Raw genomic sequence first — 23,544 nt, 5'->3', positions numbered from 1 at the left:
TGCGAGCCGAATGTAATCGAAAAACCGACTACAATTTACTGGGGGGCGGCGCACGGGCCGAATGTAATCGAAAAACCGACTACAATTTGCCGGGGGGCGGCGTGCGAGCCAAATATAATCGAAAAACCGACTACAATTTGCCGGGGGACGGCGCGCGGGTCGAATGTAATCGAAAAACCGACTACAATTTACTGGGGGGACGTCGCACGGGCCAAATGAAGAGCACTAATATTCACCCATCACGAGCAGCCGTAAACACGCGCAGCCAGCTCTGAAAGAACGGCAATTCCGCTGCCGCGATTCAAGCAACCGTTTTCTTTTTGTGAATTTATAGGGGGGAAGACCTATATTCTATGAATTGTAAGCGCATTCTGAAAACGTATAATTAAAGTTGTCACCAGGAGAAATTAGAAGCATAAGCGATTAGCCAAAAAGGGGAGGCATAACAACATGCACAAAACGGCAAAACGTTCAGCAGCAGCCGCTGCGGCCGGTGTATTAGCACTCACACTGGCACTGACAGGCTGTGGATCAAGCAATAACACCAGCAACACCGGAAGTAAGGATACCGCAGGCAAGGATACCACCAGCGGAACCAACGCCAGCCCGGCAGCAGCCGGAGACGACACGGCTCCGGTAACGTTCTCGGTATTCATGAATGGTCCCGCACAACAACCAACGCCTGACAATAAGATTTTGAAGCTGATCAAAGACGAGACCGGAATCACCTTCAACCAGGAATTCCTGGTCGGCGATCTGCAGCAGAAGCTGGGGGTCATGATTGCCGGGGGAGATTACCCGGACATCATGTCGGGTGACGACAAATTAATCAATGCCAAGGCATACATTCCGCTGGAGGATCTGATTGAGAAATATGCTCCTAACCTGAAGAAGCATTACGGTGCGGTCTGGAACCAGATCAAGGATGAGAATGACGGCCACATCTACGTTCTGCCAAGCTATGGCGTCTATCAAGGTAAAATTACTGAGCCTACTTATCAGGGACCAGGCTTCTGGCTGCAAAAAGGCGTGCTTGAGGAAATGGGCTACCCTACTCCTAAGACCCTGGATGAGTACTTCGACATCATTGCCAAATATAAAGAAAAACACCCGGACATGATCGGGTTCGAATCACTTAACTTCGACTGGCGCGTGTTCCCGCTGCAGAATCCCCCAGAGCATCTGTCGGGGCATCCGAATGACGGGGCCGTTATTGTAGATAACAATGTAGCACAGATTTTTGCGGACAAGGATATCTCCAAGACCTATTACAAGAAGCTCAATGAGATTAACGCTCAGGGCCTGATGGATAAAGAAGCGTTCGTACAGAACTATGACCAGTATCTGGCCAAGGTTGCAAGCGGCAAGGTCATCGGGATGTTCGACCAGCACTGGAACTTCCAGGACGGCGAGAAATCCCTGATCTCCCAAGGCAAGCTGGAAAATACGTATATCGGTTTCCCTCTGCTCTATCCGGGCGCAGAAGAATGGTATCGTGACCGCGGAGCGGTCGGCACCAACCGCGGATTCGGAATTTCGATTAATGCCAAGGACCCTGTCCGCATTATCAAATTCTGGGATAAGATGATCACCGAGGATTGGCAGAAGACGCTTCAATGGGGCGTGAAAGGCGAAGATTATGAAGTGAACGCAGATGGTTCCTTCTACCGTACACCTGAGCAACGTGCGAATGCGGATAAGACCAGCTGGCAGGTTGCCAACAAAATCACAGGGATGTTCGGTTACATGCCTAAGATTCAAGGTACGTACAGCGACGGTAACGCAGCAGATGCGGGTACACAGCCTCAGGAATTCTTCGACAGTCTGAAGCCTTACGACCAGAAGATTCTGAAGGCGTACAACAAGAAATCATGGTCCGAATTCTTCAAGGAGCCGAAAGAGAACAATATCTACTTCCCTGCGTATTCCATCGTGCTTAAGGATGGTTCACCAGCCCAGCTCGCACAGTCCAAGCTGAATGACCTCATGATTAAGTATTTGCCGAAAGCCATTATGGCCAGCCCGGCTGAGTTCGATAGCGTGTGGCAGGATTATGTGGACAGAATCCACAAGCTGGACATCAAGGCCTATGAAGACCGGATGAATGAAGGCATTCAGCAGCGCATCGAAAAATGGAGCGTTAAATAAACCATTCAATACAGAACTAGGAGCGGGAAATGCTGTTTCCCGCTCTTCCTAAATAAGAATGCGTGAATAGGACAGCGTGGAGAGAATGATTTTTACAGGAGGGAATACAACATGTCTGATGCCGTACTGGACAAACAGGTCAAAAAACAGAAGACCCGAAAAAGCAAAATCGATCCGGAAATCGGTGTGAGTCTAAGCTGGAAAACACTGAAAACACAGAAACAGCTTATTTTTATGTCCGTGCCCATTGCACTTTATCTGATTATCTTCAACTATGTTCCCATCTGGGGCTGGCTTATGGCCTTTCAGAATTACCGCCCGGCGGTGTCCTTTGGCCAGCAGGAATGGGTAGGCTTACAGCAATTCAAGTTTTTATTCTCTGACGATACCTTTATGCTGGTACTTCGCAATACCATTGCCATGAGTTTCATTAATCTTGTACTGGGTACGGTTACGGCTATCGGTCTGGCTCTGCTGCTGAATGAGATCAAGCTCAAGTTCTTCAAGCGTGCCGTTCAGTCGATTTCCTATTTGCCGCACTTTCTGTCCATGGTTATCGCTGCGGGGATTGTGTCCACTTCACTCTCTATCGACGGCGGGATTGTCAATGTCATCCTAATGAAGCTTCACCTGATTAAAGATCCGATTATGTGGCTCAGTGAAGGGAAATACTTCTGGGGCATTATCGGGGCATCGAACGTGTGGAAAGAGGTGGGCTGGGGTACGATCATCTATCTGGCGGCCATTACCTCCATCGATCCTTCCCTGTACGAGGCTGCTTCCATTGACGGCGCAAAACGTTTTCAAAAGATGCGTTATATCACGCTTCCGGGAATTAAGGCTACATTCGTTATTTTGCTGATTATGAACATTGGACATATTCTGGATGCCGGCTTCGAGCTTCAATATCTGCTGGGCAACGGACTTACTGTGGACTATTCGCAAACCATTGATATCTTTGTAGTGAAGTATGGTCTGGCCATGGGTAACTACTCGCTGGCTACGGCGGCAGGGATCTTCAAAACGATTGTCAGTGTTATTCTCGTATTCATCGCAAACAATGTCGCAAAACGCCTCGGCGAAGAGCGATTACTATAGAGGAGGAAGCCCATATGAAAGCCGGGACCAAAGGTTCAAGCCGGATTGAGCCGGTTGTATTTCATACCTTCAACACGATATTTATGCTCTTTGTGGTTACTGTCACGCTCTATCCGTTCCTCCAGACGCTGGCTGTATCCTTCAATGACGGCAGTGACACGCTTACCGGGGGAATCTACCTCTGGCCCCGTGTATGGACGCTGGAGAATTACCGGGCGGTCTTTGTATCAGGAACAATCTATCATGCTGCATTTATCTCGGTATCCCGTACAATTATTTCAACTTTGCTCGGTGTATTCCTTACAACGATGCTCGCTTATGCACTGGCGCAGCCGCAATATATTTTCCGTAAAAAGATCGGCCTGCTGTTCATCCTGACGATGTATTTCAATGCCGGACTGATTCCGAACTACTTCCTGATCAAGAATATGGGCCTGCTGCATAACTTCATGGTCTATATCCTGCCGAGTCTGGTCAGTGCGTTCAACCTGATTATCATGCGGACATATATCCGCGGGCTTCCGTTCAGCCTTACCGAATCGGCGAAGATTGACGGAGCAGGTGAATTCAGAATTTTCTGGAAAATCATCTTCCCGCTCTGTACGCCTGTACTGGCAACAGTCGCACTGTTCATCGCGGTTGGCTCATGGAATTCCTGGTTTGACACCTTCCTCTATGCCTCCTCGGATATCAAGCTTAGCACGCTGCAATACGAAATGATGAAGATGCTCGGCTCCATTATGAGTACGAACAATGATCCGTCGATGCTGGCGGGAGGCCAGAACAATCAGGTCCAGTCGCTGGTTACGCCAGCCTCCATGCGTTCAGCCATTACGATCGTTACAGCGGTTCCGATTCTGTTCGTCTACCCTTTCTTACAGAAGTATTTCGTGGTAGGATTGAACCTGGGTAGCGTAAAAGAGTAATTGTTACTACGTATTATAGTAAGAAAAATAGGTATACGATAACCGTTTCGGGTGCAGCCGAAGCGGTTTCTCCTGTTCAAATATAAGTATGTATATGTTGCACACGATAACTTATATAAAGTTGGTGATTCCATGCTTAAGGTACTGTTTGCCGACGATGAGCCGATTATGCTGGAGGGGCTCCGCTTCCTGGTCGACTGGGAGGCATTAAATTATGAAGTATGCGGCGAGGCGCTGGACGGGGAGGATGCACTGCAGCTGATCGGCAGCACCCGCCCTGACCTGGTCATTACAGATGTGCGTATGCCGGTCATCGACGGCCTTGAGCTCATCCGAAGAACCTCTGAAAGCGATTATCAGCCAAAGTTTATTATTTTTAGCGGCTATGCTGATTTTGAGTATGCCAAGCGGGCCCTGAAATACGGAGTATCCAATTATTTGACCAAGCCGCTGGATGAAAAGGAGCTGACGGAGGCGCTGCAGACGGTTACGGAACAGATCCTTAAGGAACGCAAGGCCTCCTCACGGCGTGATGCGCTTTCGGCTCTAATGCAGGAGGATATGGTATCCCGGCTCCTGATGCGGGAGAATACGGAGGAGGAGCGGGAGCAGGGGCTGAAGACGCTGGGGATCTCCCCCGCCTCGCGGCTATGCTGTATTCTGGTCCATGGAGCAGCGCCGGACAGCTTGCATATGCGTGAGCAGCTCGCCGCCATGAACGCCAAGGAACCGCTGCGCAGCCTCGCGGTCTATCCGTTCACCGCAGGCAGCGGGAAGCACGGCTATCTGCTGGTGTCCCCGCAGGAAGGACCGGCGCTTGACCGGGCACTGCTTACCCGGTGGATGGAGGAGCTGCGGCCGCTGTACAGCACGCCGGTCTTTTTCACAGCAAGTCTTCAGCATCAGGGCCCTGAGGCTCTGAATACGGCATACCAGGAGGCGCTGGCTGCTGAGCTGTGCAGACCGTATGGTCCGGTGGGCGGGGAAGCAGGCTTCTTCGAGAAGCAGGATAAGACTCAGATGGCCATGCTTCCGGCAGAGCTGAGACGATCGCTGCTGCAATCCGTCACCGAAGGGAAGGCCCTGCATCTCACAGATCAGCTCGGAGAGGTGTTCAAGATTTTCTCGGCGGAGGTAGCTTCCAGCTCCTGGATCGACGCATTTCTGGCTAATATCAAAGCAGAGCTGCTACGTGAAATTACTGCCAGAGGGGGAGACTATACGCAGTGGGTGCAGAAATGGTTCCCGTCCCGGCATTCGGCCACTTGTCTGCCGATGCTTAAGCGTCAGATAGAGGAGGAGCTGTGCGAGGCTGCAGAGTGGTTCGCTGCGGCTGCGGATGGCAGGGTAGAAGATCAGATCGTGGCCGCAGCGATCGAGTATGTCCGCGGGCATTATCAGGAGAAGCTGAAGCTGCAGGATATTGCTGGGCACCTGCATGTGAACTCGGCTTACTTAGGACAACGGTTCAAGAAATACTACGGCAGCTCTTTTAACGATTATCTCCATGAATACCGCATTGAAGAGGCAAAGAAGCTGCTGCGCCGGACCGATATGGGGATTTCCGATATCTCAAGCAGAGTAGGCTATTCAGACGCCGATGTGTTTGCCGCCAAGTTCAAGGCGCTTAACGGAGTTACACCTTCCGTGTACAAGAAGAGCTAATTCAAGAGGGAGGAGAGGGCCTGCATGAAGAATAACCGGAAGCCATCTGCCTTCATCAATGATATTCCGCTCAAATACAAGTTTTTGTTCATCTACTTGCTGTGTGTGCTTGTCCCCATACTTAGCATCAATGCCCTCTTTTATGTGCAGATCAGCCGTAATGTGGAAGCACGGGAGAGGAATAATTTGGAGATATCGGTAGACCGGGTGGCTTATGACCTGATGCAGATCGTGAACGAATGTGTGGCGATCAGCAATACGGTGGCTGCGGACCGGCCTTTTATGGAGATGATGGATTACGCCTACCCGGATAATGAGGCTTATTATGATGCCTATAATGATTCTCTGAAGGATAAGCTGCGCCAGTACAGCACTCTCCACTCCTATATCTCCTGGATGGGCATATACACCTCAAATCCGACGATTCAGAACGGCAACAGCTACTTCATTCTGTCGGACGCGGATAAGCGAAGTGAATGGTACCGTAAAATCTCAAGCAGCACAGACAAGGTGCTGCTCACTTCTTATCAGGGAACCAACCCGCTGAATCCGCCGCAGCAGGAAGTGCTCGTCAGCCTGATCCGCAAGCTGGATAACTTCACGGGCCAGCCCTACACGAAATATCTGAGGATTGATCTGCGGCTGAACAATGTGCAGGACCTGTTCCAGAAGGAGCGTGACTATCTGGATTTCAAGCTGCTGGATGAGAAGAAACGGGTCGTACTGGATTCGAACCGTTCCTTCTCCTCACTGGATGGCAGTGCCTTGCTGAACGTGGACACTAGCCTTGACCAGGTGCCCAAGCAGATTGTCCGGGCGCTTAGCAGTGCGGCCTACACCAAGGGCTGGCGGCTGGTTGGCACTCCGGAAGGACGTAAGATCAACCATGAGATGGACAACGCGCTCAGGAACTCGCTGATTCTGCTCCTGCTGACGATCATCCTTCCCACGCTGCTCATGATCGTCATTATACGTTCCTACAATCTGCGGGTACGGCTGCTCTACAAACATATGAAGCAGGTCAAATATGAGCAATTCGAGAGCATTGATATGTATGAGGGGAAGGATGAGATCGGCGGTCTGATCCGCAGCTTCAATCTGATGACCGACAAAATCCGCAATCTGATCAATGATGTCTACAAGCTGGAGATTCAGAAGAAGGATCTGGAGCTGGAACGGGTGCGGGCGGAGCTGAAATATCTGGAGAGCCAGGTGGACCCTCATTTCCTTTTTAATACGCTGAATGCGATCCTGGTCATCTGTAAGAAGTATAAATATGAACAGGTTACCGATGTCATCCGCAATCTGGCCCTGATTATGCGCAGGCTGCTCAGCTGGAAGGATGATCTGATTACGGTGCAGGAGGAGGTATCCTTCATCGAAATGTATCTGCAGATTGAGAAGTTCCGCTTTCAGAACCGGTTCTCTTATGAGCTGGATATTGCGCCTGAGGTGCTGAACTGCCGGATTCCCAAGATGAGTATACAAGCTCTGGTGGAGAATTCCTGCAAGCATGGTCTGCAGTCGGTCAAATGGGCAAGGGAAATCCACGTGTCCGCTTCACGGAATGAGACCGGTCTGCTGATTGTGGTGACCGACAACGGCAAAGGAATCGAGAAGGAGAAGCTGGAATGGATCAAGTCCCATCTGGAGACAGAAGAGGATACGGGACAGAATGTCGGCCTCCGCAATGTGTATAAACGCCTCATGCTGTACTATGACGGCAGGGCTGGATTCAGTATTGAGAGCATCGAGTATGAACGCACGGTCATTACCATCCAGATTCCCGAGGATTTGAGTCTGGTTCCGATAGGGGAGGGAGCTCATGTATAAAGTAGTGCTTGCTGATGATGAGACGATTGCCTTAGAGGGGCTGCGGACGCTGACCGACTGGGGGGAGCTGGGCTTTGAGGTATGCGGCGCCTGTGAGAACGGGGAGGAAGCGCTGGCTGCCATTATCCGCAGCTCGCCCGATCTTGTAATTACGGATATCCGCATGCCCGGGATCGACGGGCTTGAGCTGATCCGTCGCGTACGCAGTCTTGATATGGAGCAGCCGGTCTTCATCGTGCTTAGCGGCTACGGCGAATTTGAGTATGCCAGAACAGCCATCCGTTACGGGGTAAGACATTACCTGCTGAAGCCGGTCATGGATGCGGAATGGGATAAGGTGCTTACGGACATTACGGATGAGCTGGAGCAGCGCCTTAAGCAGAGCATGCAGCACAGCATGCTGTCCAGCCGGCTGCTGCCGCTCGTGATCGCGCGCATGCTTGAAGGACACTGGGCGGAGCCGGATGAAGAAGCAGCTGAGCAGATGGACCGCCTGGATGAGGCGGCTACCGGGTGGACATATGTGCACGTGGAGGGTCATAGCAGCGGGATTTCGGAGCTGTGCCGGGAGCTGGCCGGACCAGCCGGTGCGATGTTCATTGATCTGCCCGGGGATCAGGCCGGGCTGGTCGTGGAGAGCTCGGGGGCGGCGGCTGGACTGGCGGAGCAGCTGTACGCCGGGCTGATCCGCAGCGGAGTAAAGGGCTCGGTCAGCATCGGGCCGAGTGTGCGCTCCCTCCGCGAGCTGCCGGTCTCCTACCGCGAGGCGGCAGACGCTGCGGCCCGCCACTACTTCTATTCGGACGAATACGGCCCGGTGGATTCGGCCAGTGAAGCTGAGGGACAGGTGAATTACTCGCTTCCTTCCGCAGCGCTGATTGAGGAGATCATCAGCGCGGTGGAGCGGCTGCAGGAGCAGAAGGCCGCGGAGAAGCTGGGCGAATTGTTCAGCGGTTTCAAGGAGAACCGGACAGATCCGGGAGTCGTCCAGATGACGGGCATGGATATCATGCTGCGGAGCATGGAGCTGCTGAAGGAATTCGGCGGCGCGGACGATCAGTGGATCGGCACGCTTGATTTTTTCAGAACCGAGCCGAGGTCCCTGGAAGACCTGCAGGTCACCCTGGAGACGGCGCTCTCCACCAGTATGAACTATATACGCCAGCACAAGGAGCGTAACTCCGAGCATCCGCTGATCCGCGTGGAATGCTTCCTGAGAGATCATTATGCGGAGCATCTGACGGTAAAAGAGATTGCAGAGCATTTCTATCTCAATCCGGTGTATCTGGGTCAGGCCTTCATTAAAAAACACGGCATCAGCATTCTTGAATACATTCATAATCTGCGGATTGAAGCGGCCAAGCAGCGGCTTGTCGACACTCAGGACACAGTCAGAAGCATTGTGGAGAGCGTCGGGTACGTACACTATCACCATTTCTTAAGAGAGTTCGAGAAACGGACGGCGCTGAAGCCCGTCCAGTTCCGCGCACAGGCACAGGGAAATAAAAAATAGGGTGCAATTATTTATTTGGGGTCCATCTATTTACTTTGGTGATGGTAAACGCATACAAATGCGTTATGATAGAGAGAGTTGTCCCAAAAAATGTTGTCAAATACAGGAGGTTAGCAAAAATGGAGCAAGCCAGCAGCGAAATTCCTGCATTACATGAAATGTTCCGGGAGGCCTTTAAAATAGGGGCTGCCGTCAGTACCGGCATTATAGCTTCCCAGGGTCCTTTCATCGCGAAGCACTACAACAGCATCACCGCCGAGAATGAGATGAAGCCGGCTCTGGTTCAGCCGCAGGAAGGCGAATACACCTTCGAGGCTGCGGACAGTATCTTCGAATTCGCAGAGCCGCGCGGAATCGGTGTCCGGGGGCATACGCTTCTGTGGCATAACCAGACCGGAGACTGGATGTTCCGGGATGCGGAAGGCGGAGCCTGCAGCAGAGAGCAGTTGCTTGCGCGTCTGCAGACCCACATCAATACGGTAGTGGGCCGATACCGGGGACGGGCGTATGCCTGGGATGTAGTGAATGAAGCGATTGAGGATAAAACAGACCAGTACCTGCGCGATACGAAGTGGCTGCAGATTATCGGCGAGGATTACCTCCGTCAGGCCTTTGAAATGGCACATCAGGCAGACCCTGACGCGCTGCTGTTCTACAACGACTATAATGAGACCGATCCTGTCAAGAGCGGCAAAATCTACAAGCTTGTCCGCAGCCTGCTGGACCAGAATACGCCGATTCACGGGATCGGGATGCAGGGACACTGGAATATCTACGGCCCTTCCATTGAGGAAATCCGCAATGCGCTTAAGCTCTACGCATCGCTGGGGCTTAAGATCCACATTACCGAGCTGGATCTCTCCGTATTCCGTCATGACGACAAACGCACGGATTTGAAAGCGCCAACAGCTGAAATGCTGAAGCTTCAGGAGGAGCGTTATGCCGAGATCTTCGCCCTTCTGCTGGAATTCAAAGATTCCATTGATTCGGTAACCTTCTGGGGTGTGGCCGATGATTATACCTGGCTGGACGGCTTCCCCGTCCGGGGACGCAAGAACTGGCCGTTCCTGTTCGATGAGCAGAAGCAGCCGAAGGCTTCATTCGCCCGGCTGGCCGAGCTGGCCGCACCGCAATCTTAATATTATTGCATGCCTGACATCTTACTATATCTGGAGGGAATCAAATGACAACTCAACTGAAGCAGGCTACCGGCAAGGTACCGCCAAGCGGCAATCCGCTGGTGGCACACAGATACGGGGCCGATCCTTATGCCCTGGTATTCGGAGACCGAGTCTATCTGTATATGACCAATGATGCACTGGAGTATGATGAGAACGGCGCCGTGAAGGAGAACTCCTACAGCAGCATTAATACGATTACCGTCATCTCGTCCGCTGACCTGGTGAACTGGACTGATCATGGTCCGATAGCCGTAGCCGGGCCGGAGGGTGCAGCGAAGTGGGCCACCCAGTCCTGGGCACCGGCAGCACTTCATGCCGTAATTGACGGCAAGGATAAGTTCTTCCTCTACTTCGCCAATAATGCCAGCGGCATCGGCGTTCTGTCGGGTGACAGTCCGGTGGGTCCATGGGTGGACCCGATTGGGGAGGCACTGATTCTGCGCTCTACACCCGGGGTAGAGGATGTTACCTGGCTGTTCGACCCGGCGGTGCTGCTTGATGACGACGGCAAGGGATATATATACTTCGGAGGCGGCGTTCCGGAAGGACAGTTCGCTGAGCCGGGCACAGCACGGGTGATGCCGCTGGGTGAGGACATGACCAGCGTGGTGGGCAGCGCGAAGGTGATTCCGGCCCCGTTCATGTTCGAGGATGCCGGAATCCATAAGTGGAACGGAGTCTACTATTATACCTACTGCTCGAACTTCTATGACGGGCAGCGGCCGGAAGGCAGCCCTCCTGCGGGAGAGATTGCCTATATGACCAGTGAGCATCCGATGGGTCCCTGGACGTATCACCACACGATCCTGAAGAATCCGGGACATTTCTTCGGCGTATCCGGGAATAACCATCATGCGGTCTTCCAGTTCCATGACAGCTGGTATATTGCTTATCACGCCCAGACCTTGTCCAAGGCCCAAGGGATTGCGAACGGCTACCGCTCCACACATTTGAACCGCCTGACTCATAATGAGGACGGGTCTATTCCGGAGATCCATGCGGATTACGAAGGTGTACAGCAGCTTGCAGCGTTGAACCCGTATGAACGTATTCCTGCGGCAACGATGGGCTGGAGCGCAGGGGTGAAGACAGAATACCTGGCTGAGGGCGGAGTTCAGGCCGTAACGGATGTGGAGCACGGCGGCTGGATCGGACTATCCGGGGTAGACTTCGGCAGCGGAGCCGGCTCATTCCAGGCGTCAGTACTAAGCCTGGAAGCGGGCGGCGTGCTGGAGCTGCATCTGGATGAGCCGGCGGGTCCGGTTATCGGCAGATTGGCGGTTCCGGCGGCGGACGGCCCGCAGGAATGGCTGGAGCTGGAGACGGCGGTCCAGGGAGCGGAGGGAGTGCATAACCTCTACCTGGTATTCACAGGAGAGACCGGTAAGAGCCTGTTCAAGCTGGCCCATTGGCAATTCATACCACAGCATAACTAACAGCAAGGAGGCGGCACATTGAATACAGCCATCATTACTAATCCAGTACTATGGGCAGATGTCCCGGATGTGGATGTGATCCGGGTTGGCCCAGTGTTCTATATGGTCAGCACCAGTATGCACTCGATGCCGGGTTGTCCGATTATGAAATCGGTGAATCTGAAGGACTGGGAGATTGTGAGTTACGTCTTTGATACCTTTGAGGACACTCCGGCCTTCCGGCTGGAGGACGGCGAAGGGATTTACAGCGGCGGTTCCTGGGCTGCCTCGCTGCGGTGCAAGAATGGAATCTATTATGTATGCTTCTCTTCCAATGATACAGACCAGTTCTACATCTACCAGACCGGGGATATTGAGCATGGACCGTGGGAGCGTTCGGTCATCCAGGACCTGCACCATGACCCGGCGCTGCTGCTGGATGAGGACGGCCGCAATTATGTGATCTACGGGAACGGGGATATCCGCATCCGGGAGCTAACATCGGACCTGAAATCGGTGAAGCCCGGCGGGACTGATCAGCTCCTGCTGGAAGGTGAGCGGCAGGGCATTATGCTGCGGATGGAAGGCTGTCACGCCCATAAGCGGGGCGGGTATTATTACCTGTTCTTCATTGAATGGCCGGCAGAGGGCAACATGCGCAGACGCCAGCTATGCTACCGGTCCCGGGAGCTGCTGGGTCCTTATGAGCGAAAGGTTATTCTGGACGATAACCTGGGCTACGAGAATCGTGGTGTAGCGCAAGGCGGGCTGGTGGATACTGAGGACGGCGACTGGTACGCTGTGCTGTTCCAGGATCACGGAGCAGTTGGACGTGTTCCCTGCGTATTCCCTGTGAGCTGGGAGGACGACTGGCCGGTAATCGGGGATGGCGGCAAGGCTCCGCTGGCCTTCGATACGAAGCTTCCCGCCGGGGAGCCGAAGGCGCTTGTAATCAGCGATGAGTTCGAGTATACGGAGAACCGGCTGGCGCTTCAGTGGCAATGGAACCATAATCCCGATAACGGGCTATGGTCGGTTACCGAGCGGCCGGGCTGTTTGCGGCTGCGTACAGGCAAGGCAGCTGATAGCGTAGTAACGGCGCGCAATACGCTGACCCAGCGGACGGAGGGTCCGGCTTGCAGTGCCGAGACGCTGCTGTATCTGGGCGGCATGCACGAAGGAGACCGGGCCGGGATGGTAGCCCTCCAGTCCGGGTACGGCACGGTTGAGGTGGCGGCCGGAGCGCAGGGACAGTACACTGTGGAGATGTGCATCCAGGGTGACGGTGGCGTTAAAGTGGTGGAGAGTATTCCGTTCACGGGTGAGCGCATCTGTCTCAGGATTGATTTCAACTTCAGGAATGGTGTGGACGAAGCCCGGTTCTTCTACTCGGGAGACGGGGAGGTCTGGCAGCCCATCGGGCAGACGCTGCATATGCTATATACGCTGGATCATTTCATGGGCTACCGGATCGGCTTGTTCAATTATGCGACCCGGCAGCCCGGCGGCTATGCCGATTTCGATTATTTCCGTTATCACCGGGAGGATTAAGACCGGGTCTGGAAATGGGAAGCATATTCGCTGGGTGTCATCGATGTATGCTGCTTGAATATTCTTCCGAAATACGTGAGGCCTGTGAACCCTACCCGGAAGGCTACCTCCTGAATCGAATACCGGCGAAGCTGGAGCAGGCGGCTGGCCTCATGTACCCGCAGCATGTTCACATATTCGATTAAGGTCTTGCCGGTGTTCTTTTTGAATAGATGACAAAAGTAGTTGGGGGTCACGCAGCAGATCCGTGCGGCTTCCTCTACGGTCAGCGGTTCATGGAAATGGTTGCTAAGGTGAATCAGCAGGGGCTGGATGCCCGTCTCCTGCGGGTCTCTTTTGGAAGGCGGTACTGTGAACTCGGCCAGGGGATAAGCGAGACCCAGGGAAGAGAACAGGCCGCCTTTTATACATAATTCATACCCGGGGCTCTTGCTCTGATAGCTGTCAATAATCTGTTCAATGCATCCTCTGATCTGGCGGGTAACCGGCTGATCCGCCCCATAAAAGGCAGGCAGCCGGATTTCACCGGAGAGCAGCGGCCGGATATGCTGAAGCTCAGTCAGGTCCCGCATACCGTTCAGCAGCGCTTCGTTGTAGACAACCGCATACAGCTCACTGCCATCCTCTGTCGGATAGGCCGCATGAATCTGCGGACGGCTGACGAAGGCAAGCTCACCCTGCACCAGCTCTCTGGAGTGGGGGCCGACCTGGACGCGGAAGCGGCCCTTGGTCACGAGAATCCATTCGAGATGGTCATGCCAGTGCGGCGGAATAATACTGCGGTCCGGAAAGCAGATATGAAATACATTGATGGGGAACAGGCCCTCGGGAATTTCCGTGTGCTCTTTTTTCCATGGATAAGGCTTGTCCTCGAACGCTCCACTCATCTTAATCCCTCCACATAATCGTAATATCGTATGATAGATGCGTACTTTTATGTATAGTATGGCGGCTTTGCACTCTATATAATGTGGTTGCAACCTTATTATAGAACTGTTGGAGGGATCGCGCTATGTTTCGTGAAGAGAATGGCAGACTAATCAGAGAATATGACCATGAGAGAGTCTGGATAGAGCCTTGGGGAGAGCATTCGCTGCGTATCCGGGCTTCGTATGCGGAGATTACCGATGAGCAGTGGGCACTTCTGCCTGCTGTGCAGACGCTGAGTAATATATCGATCACTAAAGAACGCGCGAGCATTGTGAACGGGAATATCCGGGCGGAAATAACGGACAAGGGACAGATCTTCTTCTATAACCAGCACGGCAAGCTGCTTCTTAACGAGACGGAGGATACGTATCAGTTAAAATACGGGGGCAGAGAGCTAAGCGCCATCCCCGGCAGCAGTGACTTCTCCGTGAAGCTCCGGCTGGAAGCGGACCCGCAAGAGAAGCTGTACGGCATGGGGCAGTATCAGCACTCCTTCCTGAATCTGAAGGGCTGCTCGCTGGAGCTGACCCACCGCAACAGCCAGATCAGCATTCCGTTCGTGCTGTCAAGTGCCGGCTACGGGTTCCTGTGGCATAATCCGGCGATCGGACAAGCGCATTTCAGTCTGAATGTGACCGAATGGACAGCCCCGTCCACCAAGCAGCTGGATTATTGGATCACCGCCGGTGACTCGCCTGCCGAGATCGAGGAGTCTTATGCCAAGGCTACGGGAACCGTACCGATGATGCCGGATTATGGCATGGGGTTCTGGCAGTGTAAGCTCCGCTACCGTACGCAGGAGGAATTGCTGGAGGTGGCAAGGGAGCATAAGCGGCGGGGGCTGCCGATTGACGTCATTGTTATTGATTTCTTCCACTGGACGAATCAGGGAGACTGGCGGTTCGACCCGGAATATTGGCCTGATCCGGAGGCAATGGTGCAGGAGCTGCAGGAGCTGGGCATTGAGCTGATGGTCTCGGTCTGGCCGACTGTCCAGACGGAGAGCGAGAATTATAAGGAGATGCTGGAAAAAGGCTATCTGCTGCGCTCGGACCGCGGGGTGCGGACACAATTCCAGTTCCTCGGCCAGAACGCGATCTTCGATGCGACGAATCCGGAGGCACGCAAGTTCCTGTGGGGTCTGATTAAGCAGAATTATTATGACAAAGGGATCAAGGTTTTCTGGCTCGATGAGGCGGAGCCGGAGCTGACGGTCTATGACCATGATATCTACCGTTATCATATCGGCTCCAGCAAGCAGATCGGCAATATCTATCCGATGAAATACAGTCAGACCTTCTATGACGGCATGGCCGCTGAAGGCCAGGAGAATATTATCAATCTGGTCCGTACCGCCTGGGCGGGCAGCCAGCGGTATGGGGCGCTTGTATGGTCTGGAGACATTCACTCCAGCTTCAAGGTGCTCAGCATTCAGGTGCGGGCCGGACTGAATATGGCTATGGCCGGGATTCCATGGTGGACCACCGACATCGGCGGCTTCCATGGCGGTAATCCGGCAGACGCCTCCTTCCGGGAGCTGATGGTCCGCTGGTTCCAGTACGGCGCGTTCTCTCCGGTATTCAGGCTGCACGGGGACCGTTCACCTTTTGTAGAGCCTACCGGAACGCGGGGCGGGGGCGTATGCGGAAGCGGCTCGGATAATGAGGTGTGGAGCTATGGGGATGAGGCGTATGTTATCTTCAAAGAGTTCATGCAGATGCGGGAGCGGCTGAAGCCGTACATCCGCGGGCTGATGGAGGCTGCCCATGAGAAGGGCACGCCGCCTATGCGTCCATTGTTCTATGATTTCCCTCAGGACCCGGCAGCCTGGGATATCGAGGATCAGTATATGTTCGGTCCCGATCTGCTGGTCGCTCCGGTCCTGGGCGAGGGCGAACGGGCACGCAAGGTATACCTGCCGTCCGGCTCAGAGTGGACCCATGTCTATACCGGCACTGCCTATGCCGGCGGACAGGCTATTATGATCGATGCGCCGCTCACGCAGATTCCGCTGTTTGTACGGGACGGTGCCGTGCTGCCGATTCTGGGCGGAGATGAAGAATAAGGATAGTGTGAACAAGAGCAGCGATTCTCCGGTGGAGGGTCGCTGCTTTTGGTAGTTGGGGAGGAATGTATGCGAAAAACCGATCACATTGGGCCGGCGTGGGGCGTGCGAGCGGAATGTAATCGAAAAAGCGATTACATTGGGCGTGGTGAAGGCGCGAGGACAGAATGTATGCTAAATACCGATCACATTTGGCGTGGCGGAGGCGTGCGAGTGAAATGTAGTCGAAAAAAAATACAATGGGCGCGAGTGCGTGGACGAAGGCTGATGGCGCAAAGTAAAGCAGTATTGGGGGATAAAAGTTCGAATAGTCGTGCAAGGGTTTTGCCTTAGTCAGTGGGAATTCGTTGGAAATCCTCCACTTGTAAAGGAACGTAGGAGCGCTAGCCAGAGAGCAGGTGGAAAAACAGCACTTAATTTGCTGCGGATCAACCAAAGTGGAGGAAACCGTGAAATTAAATGACGTTTATCCAACTATTTCCATCAGATGTTGCGAATGATCACAATTAAGATACGTTTATCCATCTAAGTCTCCTCCCGAATCAGCGGTTGCTTGGATGCCAGCCGCTCCCGGTAGGCGCGGGGGGAGAAGCCGGTTAGCTGGCGGAACTGGCGGCAGAAATGCTCGACATTGGCGTAGCCGCAGAGAGCAGCGATCTCGGCGATTTTGTGCTGGCCGAAGCCGAGCTTCTCCTTGGCCAGCCGAATCCGGCATTGAATGACATCCTCCATGCAGGAGATGCCGAAGGCGGATTTGTAGATGGTCTGGAGGTAGCCGGTGCTGATGTGCAGATACCCGGCCATCGAGGATACGGTCCAAGGGTGACCGGGATTACTGTACAGAGTCTTGCGCAGCTCCAGCAGATTATAATACTGCGGCGTAAGCTTGTCTTGGGACGCCTCAGACAGCTTGTTGAACAAGAGGCGGAACAGGTAGTCAATGGACAGCTCCCGGTAGTCATTCTGGAAGGAGTTCTCCAGCGTCAGCAGCTGGAACAGCTGATGGCAATATCCGGGGTCGGGCAGGGAGAACGGACTGCCCAGCGGCAGAACGCTTTCAGTGATATACGATTCATCCGCATCGAAACGGACCCAGTCGTTGACATATTTTTGGGAGCAGGCGCGGTAATAGATGTTGTGCCCTGGAGGATACAGAACGACAGAGTGAGCTGGGAATTCCTTCAATTCACCTTCCACTTCAAACACCGCAGGAGTCTGGGTCAGGACAAGAAGCCAGGCGTTCAGTCCTTCGGGGATACTGTAGACGAAATTGGCCGGATGTGCAGCATCGTATTCCACGTAGTGAATTGTAGGCATTGGCTTCTCCTTTCTTCGGATAGATCAATTAATGGTCAGTAAATATCATTGTTAGTATTTCAGTGAATCTCTATAATTTGTAGTGGACATTAGAGTAAATTCGAAGGTTAACCGAACAGTGCGTAATTATAGTTATTAGAAATTATCAATAGGAAGGAAGATTATGAATCCATGATACCACAACAAAACGAAGATCGGAAAGATATCCTTTGCTATACAAGACTGCCGCAAGAGGATATTGTGTATGCTTCGAAGCTGGCTTACAGTATGCACCTGGCTTACAAGACTGATGGGGGCCAGTATCGGGCATTGAATCATAACTCGGGTGTCCTGTTCGCCAAGGCGACGGAGAATGAGGATGGGACGCTCCGCGCCAAAAGCCTGAAGAAGCCGTATCTCTTCTACTTGGCAGACGGGAATTTCGGCGTCATTGCTGTGCGCACCGAGGCTGACGGGGAAGCAGATGAACAAAGCAAGGGGAAAGTGCTGCTGTTCTCTTCGGCCGATCTGCTGCAATACAGCGAGATTGGATTGCTGGAGCTTAAAGCGGATACTCATGTAAGCGATATCTCGTGTACCTATGACCCGGAGCGCAGCGGTTACCTGATTCAATGGATAGACGGGCAGGGCCAGGGCTATGAGAATTTCACTGCCGACATCATGAGCCTTACGAATGTCTCAGCACCGGTGGAAGCGGAGCCGTTCACGCTGGAAGCGGTGCAGACTGATATCGAGGGAATCCAGCCGCGCAACAGGCTCTCTGTCTCCGCTGAGATCGCCCGCAGACTCTTCTGCAAGCTTACGGTACCGGAGAACATTGCTGTCGTAGTACCGGACCGGGTGAATGCGGCATCGGTGGAGGATGTGCAGGCGGTCCGGGCAACAGCCCTATACAGTGATGGAACGCAGGCTGCCAAAAAAGTCCGTTGGAACACGGATGCCATCAACTGGGACAAGGCCGGGACCTACAGCATCTCCGGGGAGATCCATCAGGATCATTTCCCATTCCCGATTGCACTTAACCGTGCGGACCCTTGCATTGCAGCGTGGAAGGGGAAATATTATTTCATAGCGACTAATGATGCAGATAAGGAACATACGCTGTATATGAGGGAAGCCGATACGATTCCCGGGCTGGTGACAGCGGAGGAATCCCTGATCCTCGATTCCACCACTTATGAAGAGATCGGCGGCCTGCTGTGGGCACCGGAACTCCATATCATTGAAGACGAGCTGTATATTTTCCATGCCGCAACACCCGGAGAGTTCTTCCATGAGGAATCACATGTGATGAAGCTGAGTCCGGGCGGCAATCCCATGAATGCTGCGGACTGGTCCAGGCCCCGCCGGGTAGTGAAGAAGGACGGAAGCTATCTGTGTGAAGCAGGCACAACAATCTCGCTGGATATGACCGTCATCCGCTGGAACGGCCAGCTCTATGCCGCATGGTCGGAGCGCCAATTCCTGCCGGTGGATCTGGGAGCCTGGGTCTACATCGCCACGATTGACCCGCAGGAGCCGTGGAAGCTGACCAGTGATCCGGTGCTGCTGACCCGGCCGGATTACGGCTGGGCCAATAACCATACGTTCGTGGACGAAGGTCCGTTTGCTCTGTACACGGAGGACAAGCTGTACGTGACTTTTGCCAGTGCAGCCGTGGATGCTACTTATGTGGTCGGTCTACTGACCGCAGACAAGGGGGCAGATCTGCTGGATATCAACAGCTGGACCAAGGGCAATTATCCGCTGCTGACCTCCAGAAGCGTGCCGGGAGAATATGGACCGGGCCATAATTCCTATGTAACGGACGAGGACGGGGTGATCTGGAACGCCTACCACGCCAGACCGGGAATCGAGGGACCGCGAAGCTCCGGCCTGCGGCGCGTGCATTTTGACATTGATGGTGCTCCAGTTCTGGATCTCACCGAGGAGAAGGACCTGAATCCGGGCCTGAAGCAGGTATACATGGAAGTCATTGTAGGCTAGAAAGGTTATAGCGAAATATAGAATATTCATTTAAAATGTCTAAATGACATACAAGAAAGAGGAGGATGATCATATGGAATATCATGTTGCAATGCAAGGAAGTGATCAGGCTTCCGGTACAGCAGACCAGCCCTTCCGCTCCATTTCCCGCGCTGCGGCGCTGGCGGAGCCTGGAGATACGGTCACCGTTCATGCGGGGACATACAGGGAATGGGTGAGCCCGGCTAACGGAGGAACAGAGGATCAGAGGATTGTCTATCAGGCTGCCGGAGATGGGGAGGTCATTATCACAGGCGCTGAGCCGGTGGCAGACTGGCAGGATGAAGGAGACGGTGTTTGGAGTGCGGAGGTGCCGAACAGCCTGTTTGCTGTGCGCAATCCTTTTGAAGAAAAATTATATGGCGATTGGCTGTTCGAAGGGGCGTTCGAGCCGCATCTGGGGGAGGTCTATCTCGACGGCAAATCGCTGTATGAATGTGATAGCGTTACCAAGCTGCGCGATCCCAAGGTATGGCCGCAGGCCAAGTACCCGGCGGACTCTCTGCTCCAGTGGTATGCGGAGGTGAGCTCCAATGCAACTAAAATCTGGGCGAGCTTCGGTGGCAGGGACCCCCGCCGGGAGAATGTGGAGATCAGCGTGCGCCCTTATTGCTTCTGGCCGGAGCAGACGGGGCGGGGTTACATAACCGTCAAAGGCTTCACGCTCCGCCAGGCAGCTCCCCAATGGGCACCGCCAACGGCGTTGCAGGAAGGGCTGATCGGACCGCACTGGAGCAAGGGCTGGATCATTGAGGATAACCACATCTGCGAGTCCAAATGCACAGGGGTGAGTCTGGGCAAAGAAATCTCAACCGGGCATAACGAGTGGTCTAATGGCCGGATGAAGGGCGGGACGCAGCGGGAGCAGGAGGTTATTTTCCGTGCACTCCGCCAGGATTGGCATAAGGACAACATCGGAAGTCATATCGTCCGCAATAATGTGATCCATGATTGTGAGCAGGCTGGAGTCGTCGGTCATTTGGGCGGGGCCTTCAGCCAGATTTGCCATAACCGGATTTATAATATCCATCATAAACGGATTTTCCACGGGGCAGAGGTAGGCGGAATCAAGCTGCATGCTTCACTGGATACCCAGATTTGCGGCAATGTCATTTACAGCTCCTACCGGGCGTTATGGCTGGACTGGCAGGCACAGGGCACCCGCATCAGCCGGAATGTGTTCTACGACAACCTGTCGGAGGATTTCTTCATGGAGGTCTGCCACGGTCCTTATATGGTCGATCACAACCTGTTCCTGTCGCCGATGAACTTCCGCAATATGGCCCAGGGCGGCGCGTTCGTCCATAATCTGTTCGCCGGCAGATTCGTGGTACGTCCTGAACTTACCCGTTATACGCCGTACCATATGCCGCACGAGACAGCGGTTGCCGGGTACAGCAATATCGCGGGCGGTGACGACCGATATTACAACAATATCTTCCTGCGTGACGAGGACAAGGACAATGAGGTAGTACCGATGACGTTCTTCGAGCATCTGCCGCTTGCCCCGAGAGAGCAGCTTAATGATAACGGTGAACGGGTGATGGACGGTATCCCGGATAATTCCCGCTGTTATCTGCATCCTGTTGGACTGGGCGGCTATGATGAGCACCCGAATTCCCTGGACAAGCAGTGGTGGGAATACACCAAGGAAGAGATCAAAGCGCTGATCGATTCCGGGAAGCCGTTCCATCCCGAACAGATGGCCCTTCCTGTAGCTATTCAAGGCAATCTGTATCTGAAAGATGCGGTGCCGGGTGCGCATGAGCGCAGCGCGAAGGTCTATGCCGACAAGGGTCTTGAGGTTGAGGTGGATGCGGCTTCCGGCAAGGTGCAGGTGCATATCGTGAACCCTGAGCTGCTGCGTGCAGCCGCGCCAACCGTAGTCACCACGAATCTGCTGGGCAGAAGCTATCACGCCGAGATGCGCTATGAGGAGCCGGACGGCTCACCGTACCGGTTCGACTGCGACTTTTTCGGTAAGCAGCGCCCGGACTCGAATGTGACGCCTGGACCGTTTGAATTAACGGATAACAGTCCGGTGAAGATTGTACTGTAACGCAGAATACTGGAAAGCCTGTCCCCCCGGGACAGGCTTTTTGCTCGCCATAGATTGGTGATGCAGTGTTAACCAGCTCCCGCTGTAATGACGCAATAAATTAGGTGGAATCTGCAATGATTATTAACTGAAGCTACTTTAAAATGTCACTATCCTAACGAAGCAGGTTCCGCCGGCGGGAAACCGACGGCGGAATTTTTTTTTGTAGCCGTTAGTTGTATAGCCATATTCACTTGTGGGAGGTTCAAATGATGTTCAAAGTATTGCTGGTAGACGATGAGGTATTTGTCCGCAAGGGACTGCTGGAGATCATTCCGTGGGAAGCGCTTAATTTCAGTATCGCCGGAGAAGCGAACAATGGGGCAGAGGCGCTGGATATGATCCGGCAACTCAAGCCTGATCTGGTTATTACGGACATACGGATGCCTATTCTGGACGGACTGGAGCTTATCAGCAGCGTGGCCGAGAATAATGCTCAGGATGTGGTCTTCATCGTAATCAGCGGCTTCAATGATTTCAAGTATGCACAGCAGGCACTCCGCTACGGGGTGCATGACTATATTCTGAAGCCGATTGACGATGAGGAGATGACCGCCACACTGCGCAAGCTGTCCTATACGATGGGCAGGAAGAGGATCACCACACTGACTAATGATGATCACACCGCCAGTGTAATTCTGGAGGCGTTGGTGCAAGGGAAGCTGCCGGATACAGAAGCGGAGCCCCTCGCCGCAGCACTGGGCATGGAGCATAAGCGAGGCTTCCTGTATTGTCTGGCCGAAGTGTATTCAGACCCGGAGGACCAGCAGCTTACGCTGAAGCAATTTCAGAGCGGGCTGCAGTTCATTGAAGAGGACGGTAACCGCATACCTGTGTTTGAGCAGCAGCAGGGAAGCTTTGGAATGCTGCTCTGTACAGAAGCGGTAACGGGCGGAGCCTGCGGTCTTGCGAACCGTCTGGAATGCTTTAGGTCAGCATTGGCGGACAGGCTTGGTTGCAGGCTCAGTCTCTACGCAGGCGATCCGGCCCAGGCGCTTATTGATGTTCACCGTTCGTATGCGGAGGCGAATGAAGCGGCAAGACATAAATATGCCGAGCCCGCCGGGCTCATTATGTACTCCCTGATTAAGGAGAGGCCTCTGTACGTTTTTGATATGAGTCCGGCGGTCATAAGCAAGCTCATCGTCCAGCTGGAAGAGGGGGACAGGTGCGGCTACCTGGACACTGTGGACAGTATCTTTCAGCTGTTCCATAAGCAGCGGTTCACACCGCAAGCGGTATCAGGCTCTCTAGCCCGGTGTAGAACGGGAATCATTGCTGTCATTAAAGAAATGGACGGCAGTAAAGAGCAGATTCTGAAGCTGAGGGGGCTGACTGAACGGGAGCATGTGAATTGGAGTCTGCAGATGCTGAAGGAGAATTTCACACTGGCTATGCAGGAAGCAGCAGAGTATATTGCCCTTCTCCGCAAAGAGCATTCTGCAGGGGGCATTGTGCTCGTTAAGCGGTATATCGATACCCGCTACAGGGAGAATATCAGCCTGAAAAGTATAGCCGCCCAATTCTATATGAATGCAGTATACCTGGGACGCCTGTTCCGCAAGACATACGGTGTCTATTTCAACGATTATTTACTGGAGCTCAGGATACAGGAGGCCAAAAAGCTGCTTCGGAAAAGTGATTTCAGAATATATGAGATCGCCGAGAAGGTCGGTTTTCAGAGTGCGGATTATTTCGTGACCCAATTCGAGAAGCTGGAGCAAGTGTCGCCGACAGAATACCGGAACATGTTGATAGAAAAAGAATAACGGGGCGATC

General features: G+C 53.5%; 15 protein-coding genes. 13 read left to right on the top strand and 2 right to left on the bottom strand.

The window, feature by feature from the left end:
- The first annotated feature begins 450 nt into the window (after nt 1-450).
- The 9 genes from NSU18_RS07810 to NSU18_RS07770 all read left to right on the top strand — a co-directional run bounded on the left by NSU18_RS07810 (nt 451) and on the right by NSU18_RS07770 (nt 13,330).
- Complete coding sequence (locus NSU18_RS07810; protein ID WP_341020669.1) at nt 451-2,148, top strand: extracellular solute-binding protein; 1,698 nt, start codon at nt 451-453, stop codon at nt 2,146-2,148.
- 111 nt (nt 2,149-2,259) lie between these two features.
- Nucleotides 2,260-3,246 carry an ABC transporter permease gene (locus NSU18_RS07805; protein ID WP_341020672.1) on the top strand — a complete coding sequence of 329 codons (987 nt, stop codon included), beginning with the start codon at nt 2,260-2,262 and terminating at the stop codon, nt 3,244-3,246.
- 14 nt (nt 3,247-3,260) lie between these two features.
- Nucleotides 3,261-4,172, top strand: coding sequence for a carbohydrate ABC transporter permease (locus tag NSU18_RS07800; protein WP_341020674.1), 912 nt, complete (start codon nt 3,261-3,263; stop codon nt 4,170-4,172).
- Nucleotides 4,173-4,304: 132 nt separating this feature from the next.
- Nucleotides 4,305-5,837, top strand: coding sequence for a response regulator transcription factor (locus NSU18_RS07795; RefSeq protein WP_341148711.1), 1,533 nt, complete (start codon nt 4,305-4,307; stop codon nt 5,835-5,837).
- A gap of 24 nt (nt 5,838-5,861) precedes the next feature.
- A complete protein-coding gene (locus tag NSU18_RS07790) occupies nt 5,862-7,670 on the top strand; it encodes a sensor histidine kinase (RefSeq protein ID WP_341148710.1) in 1,809 nt (602 codons plus the stop codon).
- Nucleotides 7,663-9,183: a response regulator gene (locus NSU18_RS07785; RefSeq protein WP_341020680.1), complete on the top strand. Its 1,521-nt coding sequence runs from the start codon at nt 7,663-7,665 to the stop codon at nt 9,181-9,183. Before NSU18_RS07790 ends, NSU18_RS07785 begins: the two co-directional genes overlap by 8 nt.
- 119 nt (nt 9,184-9,302) lie before the next feature.
- The gene (locus NSU18_RS07780; protein WP_341148709.1) at nt 9,303-10,322 is read left to right on the top strand and encodes an endo-1,4-beta-xylanase; all 1,020 of its coding nucleotides are present in this window, start codon (nt 9,303-9,305) and stop codon (nt 10,320-10,322) included.
- 44 nt (nt 10,323-10,366) lie between these two features.
- Nucleotides 10,367-11,800 carry a glycoside hydrolase family 43 protein gene (locus NSU18_RS07775; RefSeq protein WP_341020684.1) on the top strand — a complete coding sequence of 478 codons (1,434 nt, stop codon included), beginning with the start codon at nt 10,367-10,369 and terminating at the stop codon, nt 11,798-11,800.
- Nucleotides 11,801-11,818: 18 nt separating this feature from the next.
- Entirely contained in the window at nt 11,819-13,330 is a 1,512-nt protein-coding gene (locus NSU18_RS07770; protein WP_341148708.1) for a glycoside hydrolase family 43 protein, read from the top strand.
- Here the strand turns inward: NSU18_RS07770 and NSU18_RS07765 are convergent.
- Nucleotides 13,327-14,217: an AraC family transcriptional regulator gene (locus NSU18_RS07765; RefSeq protein WP_341020687.1), complete on the bottom strand. Its 891-nt coding sequence runs from the start codon at nt 14,215-14,217 to the stop codon at nt 13,327-13,329. The two genes, NSU18_RS07770 and NSU18_RS07765, sit on opposite strands and share 4 nt — an antisense overlap.
- A gap of 125 nt (nt 14,218-14,342) precedes the next feature.
- On the opposite strand from NSU18_RS07765, the gene NSU18_RS07760 reads away from it, so the two are divergent.
- Nucleotides 14,343-16,325 carry a glycoside hydrolase family 31 protein gene (locus NSU18_RS07760; protein WP_341148707.1) on the top strand — a complete coding sequence of 661 codons (1,983 nt, stop codon included), beginning with the start codon at nt 14,343-14,345 and terminating at the stop codon, nt 16,323-16,325.
- A 525-nt stretch (nt 16,326-16,850) separates the two neighbouring features.
- Here the strand turns inward: NSU18_RS07760 and NSU18_RS07755 are convergent.
- Nucleotides 16,851-17,642, bottom strand: a complete 792-nt coding sequence (locus NSU18_RS07755) for a helix-turn-helix transcriptional regulator (RefSeq protein WP_341020690.1) — start codon at nt 17,640-17,642, stop codon at nt 16,851-16,853.
- A gap of 171 nt (nt 17,643-17,813) precedes the next feature.
- Between NSU18_RS07755 and NSU18_RS07750 the strand changes: the two genes are divergently transcribed.
- The 3 genes from NSU18_RS07750 to NSU18_RS07740 all read left to right on the top strand — a co-directional run bounded on the left by NSU18_RS07750 (nt 17,814) and on the right by NSU18_RS07740 (nt 23,534).
- Complete coding sequence (locus tag NSU18_RS07750; protein ID WP_341148706.1) at nt 17,814-19,628, top strand: family 43 glycosylhydrolase; 1,815 nt, start codon at nt 17,814-17,816, stop codon at nt 19,626-19,628.
- Nucleotides 19,629-19,701: 73 nt separating this feature from the next.
- Nucleotides 19,702-21,726: a right-handed parallel beta-helix repeat-containing protein gene (locus NSU18_RS07745; RefSeq protein WP_341020694.1), complete on the top strand. Its 2,025-nt coding sequence runs from the start codon at nt 19,702-19,704 to the stop codon at nt 21,724-21,726.
- Nucleotides 21,727-21,977: 251 nt separating this feature from the next.
- Nucleotides 21,978-23,534 carry a response regulator gene (locus NSU18_RS07740; RefSeq protein WP_341148705.1) on the top strand — a complete coding sequence of 519 codons (1,557 nt, stop codon included), beginning with the start codon at nt 21,978-21,980 and terminating at the stop codon, nt 23,532-23,534.
- The last annotated feature ends 10 nt before the right edge of the window (nt 23,535-23,544 follow it).

This window comes from Paenibacillus sp. FSL H8-0048, assembly GCF_038002825.1.
Classification (GTDB): domain Bacteria; phylum Bacillota; class Bacilli; order Paenibacillales; family Paenibacillaceae; genus Paenibacillus_AQ.
Note: the sequence above shows the minus strand (reverse complement) of the source record. Positions and strands in the feature narration are given on the sequence as shown.

Excerpts from the sequence above, each read along its gene's own strand:
- NSU18_RS07810 (WP_341020669.1), top strand. The coding sequence starts at position 451 with ATGCACAAAACGGCAAAACGTTCAGCAGCAGCCGCTGCGGCCGGTGTA.
- NSU18_RS07805 (WP_341020672.1), top strand. The coding sequence starts at position 2,260 with ATGTCTGATGCCGTACTGGACAAACAGGTCAAAAAACAGAAGACCCGA.
- NSU18_RS07800 (WP_341020674.1), top strand. The coding sequence starts at position 3,261 with ATGAAAGCCGGGACCAAAGGTTCAAGCCGGATTGAGCCGGTTGTATTT.
- NSU18_RS07795 (WP_341148711.1), top strand. The coding sequence starts at position 4,305 with ATGCTTAAGGTACTGTTTGCCGACGATGAGCCGATTATGCTGGAGGGG.
- NSU18_RS07790 (WP_341148710.1), top strand. The coding sequence starts at position 5,862 with ATGAAGAATAACCGGAAGCCATCTGCCTTCATCAATGATATTCCGCTC.
- NSU18_RS07785 (WP_341020680.1), top strand. The coding sequence starts at position 7,663 with ATGTATAAAGTAGTGCTTGCTGATGATGAGACGATTGCCTTAGAGGGG.
- NSU18_RS07780 (WP_341148709.1), top strand. The coding sequence starts at position 9,303 with ATGGAGCAAGCCAGCAGCGAAATTCCTGCATTACATGAAATGTTCCGG.
- NSU18_RS07775 (WP_341020684.1), top strand. The coding sequence starts at position 10,367 with ATGACAACTCAACTGAAGCAGGCTACCGGCAAGGTACCGCCAAGCGGC.
- NSU18_RS07765 (WP_341020687.1), bottom strand. The coding sequence starts at position 14,217 with ATGAGTGGAGCGTTCGAGGACAAGCCTTATCCATGGAAAAAAGAGCAC.
- NSU18_RS07760 (WP_341148707.1), top strand. The coding sequence starts at position 14,343 with ATGTTTCGTGAAGAGAATGGCAGACTAATCAGAGAATATGACCATGAG.
- NSU18_RS07755 (WP_341020690.1), bottom strand. The coding sequence starts at position 17,642 with ATGCCTACAATTCACTACGTGGAATACGATGCTGCACATCCGGCCAAT.
- NSU18_RS07750 (WP_341148706.1), top strand. The coding sequence starts at position 17,814 with ATGATACCACAACAAAACGAAGATCGGAAAGATATCCTTTGCTATACA.
- NSU18_RS07745 (WP_341020694.1), top strand. The coding sequence starts at position 19,702 with ATGGAATATCATGTTGCAATGCAAGGAAGTGATCAGGCTTCCGGTACA.
- NSU18_RS07740 (WP_341148705.1), top strand. The coding sequence starts at position 21,978 with ATGTTCAAAGTATTGCTGGTAGACGATGAGGTATTTGTCCGCAAGGGA.